This window comes from Streptomyces sp. Sge12, from assembly GCF_002080455.1.
Classification (GTDB): Bacteria; Actinomycetota; Actinomycetes; order Streptomycetales; family Streptomycetaceae; genus Streptomyces.
The window spans coordinates 6,907,231-6,921,224 of sequence record NZ_CP020555.1; the positions used below are offsets into that span (position 1 = coordinate 6,907,231).

Sequence of the window (13,994 nt, forward strand, 5' to 3'; positions counted from 1 at the left end):
CGATGTTCACGACGACCCTGGGCGAGGCGGCACAGTTCGCGGGCCGTCGGTTCGTCCGCGTCGTGCTGCTGCCCAGCCTGCTCTTCTGCTCCCTGCTGGCCGCCGTCGCGCTGGTCGGCGGAGAACGGCCTCCGAGCGCGGTTCTGCGGAGCTGGACCTCGCAGCCCATCGAGGTGAAGGTCCTCCTGGTGGGAGGTTTCCTGGCCGCCGTCCTGCTCGTCTCCGCGTTCCTGGACTCGGCCCAGTCCGCCCTGCTGAGGTGCGCGGAAGGGTACTGGGGCCGGATCGCGGACCTGTCGCTCGGCCGGCTGGGACGCCGATGCCACCGGATGCGCCTCCTGAGGTGCGCCGACGGACCGGCACAGCACCTCTACCCGCCGAGATCACGACCGCATGAGCTGCGGCCGACCCGCCTGGGGAACATCCTCAAGGCCGCCGAACTGTACCCACAACTGCGCTACGGAATCGACGCCGTACTCGTCTGGCCCCGTCTGTTCCACCTGCTCCCCGGAGGGTTGCTCGGAGCACTGGTGACGGCGCGTGCGGAGTTGTCCGCGCTCCTGGTGCGCGCCGTCCTCTCCTGCGCCTTCGCCGCACTCGGCGCCGGCTGCGTGGCCGTCCTGGGCGGCCCGCCCGTCCTGCTGCTGGGGTGCCTGTGGGGCGGCATCCTGCTGGCCTGGGCGTCCTACCGGGGCGCCCTGAACGCCGCGCTGGTCTACGGGCAGCACCTCCGGGTGGCCTTCGATCTGCACCGCGTCGACCTCCTGGAGGCACTCGGCGAGGAGCGGCGACCCTCACCGGACGCGGAGCGGGAACGCTGGAAGCGGATCTGCCTGTTCTGGCACCGGGGCGTTCCCACGCATCACGCGATCCCGCCGGACGACAGCCCGCGAACGGCCCCCGCCCTTGCGGACGCGCGGACCGGCCCCGGCATCTCCCTGACACAGCTGACCGTGGCGGTCGCTGCCGCTGCCGGAGTCGTGGGAGCCCTGACCCTGTAAGCAGAAACAGCAGAGCGCGGCAGCGCGGCGGTACCGCGAGGCGTCCGCGGAGCGCAAGGATATCGAGGCGAAGCTGGCAGCCGGGGTGCAGTACCCCATCGCGGCCGCGATCGACAGGTTCCTCGAGCGACCGACCGGGTGACCTACGCCGACGGGTGCCCGTCGGCGTAGGTGCCCGCACGGGCCACGCACCGACGGGCACCGGACTCCTCCGGACTCCACCCGGCTCCACCTAACTCCACCGCTCCGGAAGGAGGCCCTCCTCAGACCACGGACAGCAGGTCCACCACGAAGACGAGCGTGGAACCCGCCGGGATCAACGGGGAGGGGGACTGGTTGCCGTAGCCGAGGCGCGGGGGAATGATGATCTCGCGCCGACCGCCGACCTTCATCCCCCTGAGTCCCCGGTCCCAGCCCTTGATGACCCTGCCGCCACCCACGGCGAACTTGAACGGCTGCCCCCGGTCCCAGGAGGCGTCGAACTCCACCCCGGACTCGAAGGTGACCCCGACGTAGTGGACCCGGACGACCCTGCCCGGCTTCGCCTCGGGCCCGTCCCCGACGACGAGGTCCCGGACGGTCAGCTCCTCGGGAGCGTCACCCCCCGGAAGTTCGATCTCGGGCTTCGTCAGTTCACTCATCGCCGCCTCATCGCTCTCCGCCGGAATCCCTCGTACAGACCAGCCGCCGGGCGCACGGTCGCTCCCTGCACGCCACCGTGAACACCGATCGGCCGGAGTACATCAAACCCCACGCAGCACGCCGCGGCGTGACCGGACGTTCACGCACCGGCCTCGGACGCCGTCGTACGCGACTGCCCGGAAACCCTTCGAACGGACCATCTAGGATGTCGGCCGCGCGCTGATGTCACATGCGGTTGACGTCGCGCCTGTTCCTACGGGGGAGACTTCGGTGTTCGGAATCATCAGACCATGCCGTCATCGCCTGGGCGAGGGCCTGCGTACCGAGTGGATGGCGCACCTGTGCGGGCTGTGCCTGGCTCTGCGCAGCGAGTACGGGCAGTTCGCGAGGGTGGCCACCAACTACGACGGCCTGATCGTCTCGGTGCTGACCGAAGCGCAGTCGGAGCGTACCGGGGACTGGCGGCGGGGTGCCGGTCCGTGCCCGCTGCGCGGGATGCGGTCGGCGGACGTGGCGCAGGGTGAGGGTGCGCGGCTGGCGGCGACGGTGTCGCTGGTGCTTGCCGCAGCGAAGATGCGTGACCATGTGGCCGATGGCGACGGCCTGGTGGGGCGCCGCCCGGTGGCGATGGCGGCCCGCCGGATCGCCCACAACTGGGACCGTGCGGGAGTCGCAGGCGGCGAACGACTCGGCTTCGACACCGCGCTGCTCCTCGCGGCGGTCGAGCGCCAGCCGGACATCGAGCGGTCGACCGGCCCCGGTGGCTCGCTGTTGACGGTCACGGAGCCCGCGGAGACGGCGACCGCAGCCGCCTTCTCGTACACCGCAGTGCTCACGGACCGCCCGGGCAACGCCGAACCGCTGGCGGAGGCCGGCCGTCTGTTCGGTCGGCTGGCGCATCTGCTGGACGCGGTGGAGGACCTGGACGCGGACGCGGCGTCCGGCGCGTGGAACCCGATCGCCGTGACCGGCGCGGACCGCGCCGAGGTGCGCCGGCTCTGCGACGACGCCGTCCACGGCATCCGACTCGCCCTGTCCGACGCGGTGTTCGTCGACGAACGGCTGGTGCAGGCGCTGCTGGGCGGCGAGTTGGAGCGTGCCGTCGATCGGGTCTTCGACCCTCGGCATCGTCACCATCAGCAGCGCCGCCAGGTGCGGGGCCCGCGCATGCTGCCCTGGCTGGGACGCCGTGCGGAGACGCAAGCGCCGTCGGGGACCGACACGGGTGCGGCCTGCGGTGTGGGGGAGCTTGCGGGCGCGGCCCCGGAACGCGGGGTGACGGCGTCGGGCCGGCCGTCGCAGGGGCAGTGCCGGAGGTGTCGCGAGTGGGGCCGGTTGTGCCGCGATTGCAGGTTGTGCACCGCATGCTGCCGCTGCAACGACGACGCCGGCCCGGATGACGGGGAGCCCGTGCAGTTCGGCGACGGCAACCGCAGCGGCGGGTCGGGCCGGGACGGTTCCGGCGGTGACGGCTGGTTCGGCGGCCAGGGCGGCGGCCACTCGGGTGGCTCCTCCGGCGGGTGGGGCGGCGGTCAGGGGTCCGGTGGTTCCGGTGGTTCCGGCGGGTCTGGTGGCTCCGGCGGTGGGTCGGGTGACGGATGCGGCGGCGGTGGCGGTGGCTGCTGCAATCCGTGCAAGTGCTGCTGCGACTGCTGCGACTGAACGACGGCTGAGCCCGGTCCCCCGCTCGGTTCCCCGCCCGGGTCCCCGCCCGGCGGGGAACCGGGTGCCGCACTCCGGCGCGGACCCTGAAAATGGTTTGAGCCCGGGAGCCGGCACCGACAGGATCAGGGAAGACCGATGAGTTCTTCCCGGCGCCGCAGTCTGTCAGTGTGACCCGCCACGTACGGAGGACACTCACATGACGGAAGGCACCATGTCCGCACCCCATGCAACGCCCACCCTCTCGCCCGCCCGCGTCACCGCCGTGCTGCGGATCCTCGTGCTGTCCACGTTCGTCGTCCTCCTCAACGAGACGATCATGGTCAATGCGATCCCGCGGCTCATGCGCGATTTCGACGTCACAGCGGCCGCCGCAGGGTGGCTGTCCACGGCCTTCATGCTCACCATGGCCGTCGTCATCCCGGTGACGGGGTGGTTCCTCCAGCGCGTGACGACCCGAACCGCCTTCGGCCTCGCCATGGCCCTGTTCCTCGTCGGCACGGCTCTGGCCGCGGTCGCGCCCGCCTTCCCCGTCCTGCTGGCCGCCCGCGTCATCCAGGCCAGCGGCACCGCCGTCATGATGCCGCTGCTCATGACGACGCTGATGACCCTCGTGCCCCCGCAGGACCGCGGCCGTGTCATGGGCAACATCACCCTCGTCATCTCCGTCGCACCCGCCCTCGGCCCCGCCGTCTCCGGTGTGCTGCTGCAGCTGGGTTCATGGCGCCTGCTGTTCCTGGCCGTGCTTCCCATCGCCGGAGCCATGGCCATATTCGGCCGGCGCAACCTGATCAACATCGGTGAGCCGCAGGCCGCCCCCATCGACTGGATGTCCGTCCCCCTGGCGGCAGCGGGCTTCGGCGCCCTGGTCTACGGCCTGAGCGGGCTCGGCGCGGAGAACGCCGCCCAGGCGCCCGTGCCCCCGGAGGCCACCACCGTGGCCGGCGCCGTGCTCGTGGCGCTGTTCGTATGGCGGCAACTGGCACTGCAGCGCTCCTCCACCCCGCTCCTGGACCTGCGCGCACTGACGTTTCGCCACTTCTCCGTGGCGCTGGGCCTGATGTGCCTGTCGTTCATGGCCCTCATGGGTGCGTTCATCCTGCTGCCGATCTACTTGCAGGAGGTGTGCGGCCTGACCTCCCTGCAGACCGGGCTGCTCCTCATCCCCGGCGGCCTGACCATGGGCCTGCTCGGACCGCAGGTCGGCAAGCTCTACGACCGGCTCGGCGCGCCACGCCTGGTCGTACCCGGAGCCGCACTCACGGCGCTCTGCCTCGCGCTGTTCGCCCTCACGGGCGAAGAGACCTCGCCGTGGCTGGTGCTCGCCCTTCACGTGGCCCTGAGTGCGGGCATGGCGTTCGTCTTCACCCCCGTTTTCACCTCCGGTCTGTCCGTACTCCCGCCGCACCTCTACCCGCACGGCTCCGCCATCCTGGGCTCGCTCCAGCAGGTCGCGGCCGCCGCCGGCACCGCCCTGGTCATCAGTGTCATGTCGGGACGCGCCGCCACGGCAGCCGCCGAGGGAGCCGACGCCACCGGCGCACTTGCTACGGGCATCCGGTGGGGATTCGGCATCGGCGCCGGGATCGGCGTCCTGGCCGTACTGGTCGCGCTGCTGATCCGCACCCCGCCCGCTCCGCAACAGCCTGCCGCGGCGCAGCCCCAGGACGAGGACGGCACCACGACGAGCAAAGCCGCCCACACCCCCGGCTGACCTACGAGCACCGGTCCCGGAGTGAGTACGCGTACTCACTCCGGGACCGGTAACCGCACTCATCCGCCGCGCATCCCGCTCGCCTAGCGTCCTCGTATGCCCCACGAGACCGTGCCGAGCGCCGCCGTCCCTGACCCGAGCCCGTCCATGGCCTCCTCCTGCCTCCGCGGGGTCCTGGGATGCGGGGGCGCCGCGCTCGTCGGCGTACTCGTTCTCGTCATCGCGCTCGCATGGAGGTCGGCGACGGACTACGACCGCGTCGCACCCGAGGAGATGGCGAACCGCGCGCTGCACCGTTCCCAGGAGGCCTACGAGGTCATGGGGTTCGAACGCACCATCCCACCCGGCGTCGAGAAGCTCGGCGTCAGTACGGAGAACACGTTCGGATCCAGCCTCTGCTACGACGGGGGCCTGCTGGGGCTGGACGCCAAGACCGTCGAAGGCGCCTACTCGATGAGCCACGACTGGGCACTGGACCACGTGCCGGCGAGCCAGGCGGTCCCCGGCTTCCGCCGGCTGCATCAGTTCCTCAAGGACAAGGGCTGGAAGGTCACGTCCTACGGCGAGGGCGAGCAGGGCAGGGACTGGCAGCTGTTCGTCCAGCGGGACGGCGGCGCCGAGCGGATGTCCTTCACCTGGTACGCGGACCGGGAGTACGTCAGGGGCGGCGCCAGCATGCCCTGCGCCTACGACCCGCAGTGGAAGCACGGCGACCCCGGCCCTGCCGGGGACCACCGGAGGCCCCCCGCCTTCGGGCCCGCACGGCAGAACTAGCGGGTGCCTCGCCGTCAGGCCGCGAGCGGACGAGCAGCGAACGACGGCCCGCGACCGACGACCGGCATGCCGCACGAACATCACGCCACGTGGTACCTGGCGGCCCGCTCGATCTTCGCGCAGTGGGCCGCACGGGCTTCCGCATCGATCTGCTGCTCGTGTTCGGGGCGCAACCCGGTCCGGCCGTCGAGGCCCTCGCGCAGGATGTCGGCGTGCCCGGTATGCCGGTTGGACTCGCCGAGGACATGGACCATGACGGCGAACAGGTTCGTGTTGGGACGAGGCTCCGGCCACCACGGCACGTGCCCGGGGGCGTCGAGGGGAAGCGCGTTGATCGTCGCGTCCGAGTGTTCCCACGTGCGCCGGTAGAACCCGACGATCTGATCGCGGGTCTCGTCCTCGGCCGCCCACAGATCGCTGCCGTCGTGGTCCTGCCACCGGGGCAGCGCTTCCGGGGAAGGACGGTCGAAGACCTCGCCGAAGTACCTGGCCTCGACGCTGGCCACATGTTTGACCAGGCCGAGGAGGCTGGTCCCGGTCGTTGTCAAAGGCCGGCGGACGTCGTACTCGGACAGGCCGTCGAGCTTCCAGATCAGCGCCAAGCGGTCCCGCCGCAGTCTGCCGTGCAGGTTGTCTTTCGCGAATTCATCGATCATGCGGCACGAGCCTGCCATGGGCCGCCCATGCCCTCAAGATCCCGTACACGGTCCGCAACGACAGGCACCGTCTCAGCCTGTCGTTCAACCTTGGGCCGGGGCGCCTGCGCGTTGGCCCGTTTGCGGGCCGGTGGCATAGTGAGCCCAATGATCGGAAGCCTGTACACCGTTGTCATCGACTGCCCCGACCCGGATGAGCTCGCCGGATTCTACGAGAAGCTGCTGTCGCTCTCACGGCAGCCGGACACCGGCGAATTCGTCGTGCTCGAGAACGCGGCGGGCACCCCGGTGGTTCTCTTCCAGCGGGTGGACGACTTTCGCGCGCCGCGGTGGACGGATTCCGCCCGCCCTCAGCAAATGCACCTCGACGTGATGGTCGCGAACCTCGATACGGCTGAGGCCCAGGTGCTCGCCCTCGGTGCGACGCTGCTGGACGGTTCGGACAAGCCGGTTGGCTACCGCGTCTACGCGGACCCCGTCGGCCATCCCTTCTGCCTGATCACTCCTGAGGGAGCCTGATTCCGGCCCTGCTGGGGGCGCGCCTGCGGAAACGGGCGTCAGCGGGTGAGGAAGCGGGTGGCTCCGACGTAGACACGGCCGGTGGAACCGATGGGTTCCTCCCTTACCGGGTCACCCGTTCGCGGTGAATTGATCATCATGGGTTCGCCGTTCCGCGTGCCCGAGTAGATGCCGACATGCGTCACCTCGGTGCCGGTGCCGGTGGCGGGACGGAAGGCGACGATGTCGCCGAGCCGCAGGTCCTCCGTGCCGGTGATCCGCACCCCCGCCGCCGAGCCGGCGGGTACCTGCCCGCCGCCCGCGTCGAACTGCGGCTCGGCGTCCCGGGGGATCGTCACGCCGAGCGCGGAGTAGACCTGGCTGGTGAGGCCGGAGCAGTCGTAGCCGAATCCGGAGGTGCCGGACCACAGGTAGGGCAGGCCCAGGAAGGCGCGTGCGGCGGCGACCACGTCCGCGCCGCTCCGTACGGACGGCACCCTCGCCAGATCGGCGGCCCGGAAGAAGACCCGGCCACCGCTGGGGGAGTGGGCGGTGACGACTCCGGGCAGCGGACCGGCCTCCACCGGGAAGGAGGTGTTGTACGAGTACTCACCGACCTGCCCGGCTCCGCGGCCGTCGAGCGCGGCCCGCGCGGTGGCGAAGCCCCGGGCCGTGGGCCGGTCGACGCGTTCCTCGTGCGTACCGGCGGGTGGGCGGCGGTGCTCCGAGGTGAGTTGCCGGTCGGGAATCCAGCCGGGGTACGCGCCCAGTCCGGCCTGGTCCCTGGGGGTGGGCTGGCCGTGCACCCATACGTGGTCCCAGCGCAGGCCGCCGTGCCACTCGCTGCGGTCGACGGTCACCCGGATGCCGTGCAGGGCCTGCGTCTCCCCGGCGACGTCACGCCGCTCGTCCAGGGACATGCCGGCCAGCCAGCCGCGGACGTCAGCGGGATTGGTGGTCGCCCGGGCGTCCACCGGACGGACCTGTTCGGGGCTGACCCAGACCTGGGCGACCGCCACGTCGACGTAGCAGGTCGGGGCGGCGTCGCAGGGGCGTGGCGCGGCGGTGGGGGCGTCGGGGACCGCGGTGGCCGGAGACGCGAGGGTGAGGGCGAGGAGGGCTGCGGCAGTGGTCGCAAGGACGGTCTTCGCGGAGTACATGCGTCGATCCTGTCCAGCGCGCCGCACCCGCGAACCCCGCCGACCCGGCTGTCCCCCAATGGGTCGTGGAATCGGCTTGATGCGGACAGTAGGTACGCGCCGCCGCCGCGGGTTCCGCGGCGCCGCGTCGACCGCGAGCTCCGCACCGCAGCCCCCAGCCGGTGGCGTAAAAGGTGGGATACACGGCATTGCGGACGCCGGGATGCGGGGGCAGGCTTGTGGCATGAGGAGCCGTACCGCCGTCGTCGTGCTCTTCGACGGCATGGACGCACTGGACGCGGTCAGTCCGCTGGAACTGCTGTCCGCGGCGAACGCGCACGCCACGGGAGCCCGGGGGCAAAGGCCGCCCTACCGCATTCTCACCGCCAGTCCGGGCGGCACGCCGGTACGCAGTCCGAGCGGTCTGACCCTTGTCCCGGACGCCGTCCTGGAGAAGACCGTCGCGCCGCACACCGTGCTCGTGCCCGGTCCGTACAGCGGCGCCGGCATGGCCCCCGTCAATGCGGACGTGGTGCGCTGGCTGCGGCAGAACGCGGCGCGGTCCCGGCGGGTGGTGGGCCTGTGCACCGGCACGTTCGTGCTCGCCGCAGCCGGACTCCTGTCCGGCAAGAGGGTCACCACCCACTGGAGCATGGCCGGGCAGCTCGCGGCGGCGTATCCCGAAGTCCGGGTGGACGGCGACCCCATCTTCATCCGCGACGGGCGCATCGCCACCTCCGCAGGCGGCACCAGTGCCATGGACCTCATGCTCGCCCTCATCGAGGAAGACCTGGGCCACGACGCGGCCACCGCACTCGCCCGCCATCTGGTCGTCTTCCTGCGCCGTCCCGGTACCCAGCGCCAGTTCAGCACCCACCTGCGCGCACAACTCGCCGACCGGCAGTGCCTGCGCGACGTACAGGACTGGATCGCCACCCACCCCGGCGCCGACCTCACCGTCGAGGCCCTCGCCAGGCGGGCCAACCTCTCACCTCGCCAGTTCACCCGGGCCTTCACCGCCGAAACGGGTACGCCCCCCGGCCGCTATGTCGACCGGACCCGGCTCGAAACCGCTCGCCGCCTGCTGGAGGACTCGAAGCAGAGCGTGGGACGCGTCGCGAGCGACAGCGGCTATCCCAGCCCCGCTGGAACATCTCGCCGACTTCGGGGTGCTGTCGCCGGCGACGCCCGTGCCCGCTCCCTGGGAGAACGCCTTCCAACCCTTCTTCACTCCGGCGGGCCGCGAGGTCCCGCGCCTGGAGGTGGCGGCGAACTGGGAGGAGAACATAGCCATCGTGGCCGACGGCGGAATGGTGACACTCACCGGGGCACACGCCACCCGCTACAACGCCCACCCCGACATCGTCTACCTGCCCTTCGACGAGGAACGGTCCCTACGGTGGGGCCTGGTATGGCGCACCGAGGTGGAGAACGACCTCATCCGCGGTCTCGTAGAAACGGTGTGGAGTGTGGGCACGGCGCGTCTGTGAGGGCTGTCAGCCGAGTCGGCCTGCTGGTCGCCGAGTTGGCGGGTCCACCAACGGTGCCGCCCGCACACGTGGTCGACGGAGTCCCGGGCCAGTAGATCGGCCGCAGCCGCAGCCCGGCCCGGCACGTCGTGGGCCGGGCCAGCGGTGAACCGTCAGGCACGGGGCTGGGCGATCTGACGGATCGGAGCGCGAGCGGTCGCGGCCGACGAGCAACAGGCATGGTGGGAGGCCGTTGTCGAAGCCGTTCAGGACGAGGAAGGATCGTGGCTCCGAGCCGTGGTTCCTTCCTCGTCAGCTGCGCGCTGTGTGAGGCGTGCCGCCGGGGATGCTCGTACCGCGTGCTGCCCGGAGCGGACCCTAACCGGCGCGGCACCCAGGCCGAACAGGGCGATCGCCATGATCAGCACCAGCACCTGCCAGGAGGCGAAAAGGGCGAGCGCCGCGCCCACGCCGATGGAGATCACCTGGACCAGTCCGAGCGCGGAGTACCCCGCCAGGGCTCGACGGCCGGTCGACTCCCCGGGACCGTAGAGCTGCAGAGCACTGGCGAAGGCGATCAGGATGAGAGGCAATCCGGCACCGACGCCCACGAAGGCGGCCATGGCCGTCGGCAGGCTGGGCACGAGGAGGATCGCGTAGCCGACCGCCGCCACCAGCACGCCCGTCCTGGCCAGGGCCAGGGGACTGAGGGCCCTGATCCGCTGGAACCGCGTGATGACGAACGCGGCCGAGGCCTGGACGGTGACGAAGACACCGACGAGACTCGCATCGCGGCCCAGGGCATCGGCGATCAGGAAGCCGAGGGTCTGCGCGAAGCCCTGAACCAGGTGGGCACCCAGTACCAGGAGAACGACCGTTCGCAGACGTCGGTCCGTGATCAGCGCACGCGCTTCTTCGCCGAAGCCCTGCGGCGGGGCGGAAGCGGTCCCCTTCGGCTCCGCCGTTGCGCACCGGCTGAACAGGATCGCCGCAGCGGTGAACGAGACGATGTCCATCAGGACCACGGCCTGCATTCCCGTGAGGGCGTAGAGCCCCGCTCCCGCGGCCGGCGCGGCGATCCGCATCAGTTCAGTGAGCGCCCGGATCTCCACGTTGACGGGAACGGCCAGTTCGGGCGGGACGGTCTCCTTGAGGTAGGCCGTGAGCGCAGCCGAGACCACCGTGCCGATCAGGCCGTACAGGAAGGCGACGGCATGGATGATCCAGACCCCGCCCGCGCTGTGGACCAGCAGCAGGGCGGGAGTGACCGCGGCGCCGGCCAGGTTGGCCGCGATGAGCCACCGCCGGGGCGGGTGCGCATCGATCCATCGCGCGGTCACCGGCCCCGTCAGACTCCCCGTACTGAGCGCGAGGATGACGACGCCCGCGGCCGAACTGCTGCCGGTGAGCTCCTTCGCCCAGATGGCCAGGGTGATGAAGAGGGCCATGTCCCCGAAGACGGAGACCGTCTGGGCGACGAGCGGAAGGCGGACCTTGCGAACGCGCAGGAGGCCGAGGAGCCCGCTCTGCTGGGTCACGGCCTTCACCGGGCGGCACCGTCCCGGCGGGCCTCGTCGGCGGGGGTGAGGGTGAAGCACCGGACCAGCTCGTCCTTGACGATCGTCGGGAACGACCGCAGGACCTCCGGTTCCTCATCACTGGAACCCCGCGTCGCCATTCGCCGCCCCTCGCCTCACCGTCACCCGACCAGCTCAACGAGCCACCCTACGCCCGGCGATGGGCGATCGTCCGCCCTCCTCGAGAGCGGTGCTCACTGCGTCGTGTGGGTGTGGCGCAGCGATCCACTCGACGGAGCACACCTTCGTCGGATCGGGTTTCGACCAGGTCGAGGTGATGGCTGATGGCGCTGCCCCCGAAGCGCCGTCAACTGGCCGCTGGGCACTCCATGTCAGTCTCGAGGCCAATGGCTTCATAGCGCTCCCACCAAGGATTCCGTGTCCGTGAGCCGCACGGACGACGCGTACCCGGACAGGGAGGTCGTGCAGGATCAGAAGCACCAGAAGCCGCAGAGGCCGCAGTGGAACGCCCCACGACAGCACGGCCCGTACCAGCGGCTACGATGCCCCCGACGCTCTCGACGGCCTCTTCTGCAAGGGGTCGTGACGGCCGGGCGTGGGGCAATGGCACCTGCATGAACCGCTGCTGGGATGAGGAAGCTGCCATGAGTACGGGAAGATGGCTGTGGGTCTGCCTACAGCGCTACGTCATGACCACCGCTCTCGGCTGGGTAGCCGCGGCCCTGGTGCTGCCCGTTCTGGGCGACGATCCCTTCTGGTCGTCGTTCGGCGCGGGGCTGGGAGCGGGGCTGATCGTGGTGCCGCTCCTCACGCTCGTGACCATGTTCGTACTCGTCCTGTTGGCCGGTCGGCGGTTCGAACCGCCGACCGGCGGCGCCTCGCGGATCCGGGGCGGCTGGCTGATCGTGCTGCCCTTGCTCCTGCTGCTGCCCGCGGCCCTGCTCGCGCTGCTGCAGTACCTGATCGTGCTCGGCGCGCAGGTCGTGTACCTGGTCTGGGTGCTGCCCTGCCAGGACGCCCACGACTCGGCGGACGTGCTGCGCTCGCTCGCCGACCCGGCCGTCCCGGCGGAGCAGCGGGCCCGTATGGCACGGGCGTTCGCGGGACTGCAGGGCAGGCCGGTCGTCGAGGCCCTGGTGCGGACCTCGGCCGACGCGGAGCCGGAGGTCGCCGAAGCGGGTCTGGAGACCCTCTGCACCATCTGGCGGCGCGACGGAGTCGTCGGCGAGGACCTGTTGCGCAAGCTCGACCCGCAGGCCCAGGATCGCGTCCGGGCCCTCGGCGTCAGGGTGCGGAGCCCTTGGTGAGAACGGCGCCGAGCGGCCCCGCATGACACGGGCCGTCCGCGGGGTCATGTGTTCCCGCACGCCCCCGAAGCCCGTCATCGTGCCCGCAGTCGGCCGAGTTGGCGCTCCGGCAGTGCGGCGACGCCGAACCGCAGGTACCGCCCGTCGGAGGGCGTGAAGAGGGAGCCCGGGAGCACGGCCCTTGGAGAAGCCGTGCAGGCTGACGGCGTGGTCCGTCATGCCGCGGGTGCGGAACACCTCGTGCGGGGGCTCGTCCGCCCCTGCCCGGACACTCAGGCGGACACGTCCGGTGGCGTGTTGCCGAAGTGCGCACAGGGGCAGGGAAGGATCCCCCTCTGCCGACTCGGCAAAGAGGGCCCTGCTACTGCTGCGGCGGCTCCTGGCGGCGGCGTCGCCACCGCTTCCAGGCGATGGCGACGCCGGCTCCTACTGCGCTGCAGAGGATCTGCGATGGCATGTTGGTGAGGAGCCCTTCGAGGGCGAGGTTCAGCAACTCGTGCATGTCAACGGCCCCTGAGTTGTAGTGACTTGCTCGCTGATTCCAGAGTGCACGGGGCTGTGACCTGCTAGGACGCATGGAGACGGACGGCCACGGATTCCCACGAACCCGAACGCAGTGCGAAGCAATCCGACGGCCGCGTACGAGGTGAGATGCTGGTGGACGGTTCTGGACGGTTCTGGACGCAGGGGGCGCGCTATGGGGAAGCCGGGTCTGTTCAAGAGGCCGGAGTTGCCAGAGGGGCCGCTGAAGGCTCTGAACGATGCGCTGCACACGCTCCACCTCTGGGCGGGGCGGCCGTCTCTGAGCGTGATGCTCCAGGCCATGGATGCGTCGACACGGGCCTCGCGAAGCACGCTCCATGCCGCGTTCACCAGCCCGGTGCTGCCGAGCCGGGACGTCTTGGACTCACTTGTTGAGGTCTTGGGTGCGCGTGCCCGCAGAACCACTCCAGAGGAGCAGATCGATCGATTCGACGCCCTGTGGCAGGCGGCGGCGGTGGACGAAATCGCCGAACTCGTCGCGGACGTGCCGTCGCTCCCCGTGGAGCTTCAGGAGTCCGTCGCGGAGGCTGTGCGGGACGGGCTTGAGTATTGGAAGTTGCCAGGAATGCTGCCTGAGGGGCTCGTCGTGCCCGCACGACCCACCGTGCGGCCTGAGCCGGGAAGTGAGCCGCGCGACTTCCTGGACCACCTTTGGGCGTCGAGCCCCGAGACCGTCGCTGACGTTCTCTTCCTCTTGAGGGACATTCGGGCGGGCGAGCAGGACGAGCCGCAAAGGGGAGGGGAATTGGTGCTGGCCAAGCTGATGCTGGATCAGGGCCTCTTGAAGAACTTCTCCGGGGTCATGGAGAACTTCCGAGACCAGCGCGAGTCTCTCGCCACGATCCGCTTGGATCCCTCCGACGTCAGGGGTGCGGAGACCGGACACCGAGACGACCAGGCTCCCCATGCGTACCGCGTCTCGCCATGGGAGCGCGACGTTGTGCCCCCAGGCCAAGCCGGCCACGGAGGACATCCGCTCGCTTGACGCGAAGGGCCCTCCATCGGAGATCCGGGTGATGCGATGCGTGCGGGCGGTCAGGACGTGGGCCCG

The 13,994-nt window shown here is 70.8% G+C and carries 13 protein-coding genes and 1 pseudogene; 8 read left to right on the top strand and 6 right to left on the bottom strand.

All coding sequences use genetic code 11. From position 1 onward, the window contains the following. Nucleotides 1-2: 2 nt before the first annotated feature. Nucleotides 3-1,001 (top strand): hypothetical protein, encoded by a 999-nt coding sequence (locus B6R96_RS30900; protein ID WP_081524264.1) that lies wholly within the window; start codon nucleotides 3-5, stop codon nucleotides 999-1,001. Between the two features lie 263 nt (nucleotides 1,002-1,264). On the opposite strand, the gene B6R96_RS30905 is transcribed toward B6R96_RS30900, so the two are convergent. Then, a complete protein-coding gene (locus B6R96_RS30905) occupies nucleotides 1,265-1,642 on the bottom strand; it encodes an FKBP-type peptidyl-prolyl cis-trans isomerase (protein WP_030384144.1) in 378 nt (125 codons plus the stop codon). Between the two features lie 271 nt (nucleotides 1,643-1,913). Between B6R96_RS30905 and B6R96_RS37005 the strand changes: the two genes are divergently transcribed. The 3 genes from B6R96_RS37005 (at nucleotide 1,914) to B6R96_RS30925 (ending at nucleotide 5,793) form a co-directional block, all read left to right on the top strand. Continuing rightward, nucleotides 1,914-3,305, top strand: coding sequence for a DUF5685 family protein (locus B6R96_RS37005; protein WP_107475614.1), 1,392 nt, complete (start codon nucleotides 1,914-1,916; stop codon nucleotides 3,303-3,305). A gap of 199 nt (nucleotides 3,306-3,504) precedes the next feature. Further along, nucleotides 3,505-5,019, top strand: coding sequence for a DHA2 family efflux MFS transporter permease subunit (locus B6R96_RS30920; protein ID WP_237291561.1), 1,515 nt, complete (start codon nucleotides 3,505-3,507; stop codon nucleotides 5,017-5,019). 96 nt (nucleotides 5,020-5,115) lie between these two features. Continuing rightward, on the top strand, nucleotides 5,116-5,793 hold the full coding sequence (locus tag B6R96_RS30925; RefSeq protein WP_081524266.1) for a hypothetical protein: 678 nt from the start codon (nucleotides 5,116-5,118) through the stop codon (nucleotides 5,791-5,793). A gap of 80 nt (nucleotides 5,794-5,873) precedes the next feature. On the opposite strand, the gene B6R96_RS30930 is transcribed toward B6R96_RS30925, so the two are convergent. Then, entirely contained in the window at nucleotides 5,874-6,449 is a 576-nt protein-coding gene (locus B6R96_RS30930) for a DinB family protein (protein ID WP_081524267.1), read from the bottom strand. A gap of 147 nt (nucleotides 6,450-6,596) precedes the next feature. Here B6R96_RS30930 and B6R96_RS30935 point away from each other — a divergent pair, with 147 nt between their 5' ends. Then, on the top strand, nucleotides 6,597-6,968 hold the full coding sequence (locus B6R96_RS30935; RefSeq protein ID WP_053701939.1) for a VOC family protein: 372 nt from the start codon (nucleotides 6,597-6,599) through the stop codon (nucleotides 6,966-6,968). A 38-nt stretch (nucleotides 6,969-7,006) separates the two neighbouring features. Here the strand turns inward: B6R96_RS30935 and B6R96_RS30940 are convergent, their stop codons facing one another. Next, nucleotides 7,007-8,107 (bottom strand): C40 family peptidase, encoded by a 1,101-nt coding sequence (locus tag B6R96_RS30940; RefSeq protein WP_107475615.1) that lies wholly within the window; start codon nucleotides 8,105-8,107, stop codon nucleotides 7,007-7,009. Between the two features lie 223 nt (nucleotides 8,108-8,330). Between B6R96_RS30940 and B6R96_RS37010 the strand changes: the two are divergent. After that, nucleotides 8,331-9,305, top strand: a pseudogene (locus B6R96_RS37010) (GlxA family transcriptional regulator); the annotation flags it as partial. Between the two features lie 516 nt (nucleotides 9,306-9,821). Here the strand turns inward: B6R96_RS37010 and B6R96_RS30955 are convergent. Next, complete coding sequence (locus B6R96_RS30955) at nucleotides 9,822-11,093, bottom strand: MFS transporter (protein WP_159396386.1); 1,272 nt, start codon at nucleotides 11,091-11,093, stop codon at nucleotides 9,822-9,824. Nucleotides 11,094-11,098: 5 nt separating this feature from the next. Then, on the bottom strand, nucleotides 11,099-11,233 hold the full coding sequence (locus tag B6R96_RS38310; RefSeq protein WP_162498488.1) for a DUF4158 domain-containing protein: 135 nt from the start codon (nucleotides 11,231-11,233) through the stop codon (nucleotides 11,099-11,101). Nucleotides 11,234-11,737: 504 nt separating this feature from the next. On the opposite strand from B6R96_RS38310, the gene B6R96_RS30960 reads away from it, so the two are divergent. After that, complete coding sequence (locus B6R96_RS30960) at nucleotides 11,738-12,400, top strand: hypothetical protein (protein ID WP_159396387.1); 663 nt, start codon at nucleotides 11,738-11,740, stop codon at nucleotides 12,398-12,400. A gap of 361 nt (nucleotides 12,401-12,761) precedes the next feature. Here B6R96_RS30960 and B6R96_RS37380 read toward each other — a convergent pair whose 3' ends face one another. Continuing rightward, on the bottom strand, nucleotides 12,762-12,902 hold the full coding sequence (locus tag B6R96_RS37380; protein WP_159396388.1) for a hypothetical protein: 141 nt from the start codon (nucleotides 12,900-12,902) through the stop codon (nucleotides 12,762-12,764). A gap of 195 nt (nucleotides 12,903-13,097) precedes the next feature. On the opposite strand from B6R96_RS37380, the gene B6R96_RS30965 reads away from it, so the two are divergent. Next, complete coding sequence (locus B6R96_RS30965; RefSeq protein WP_081524272.1) at nucleotides 13,098-13,928, top strand: hypothetical protein; 831 nt, start codon at nucleotides 13,098-13,100, stop codon at nucleotides 13,926-13,928. Nucleotides 13,929-13,994 lie beyond the last annotated feature (66 nt).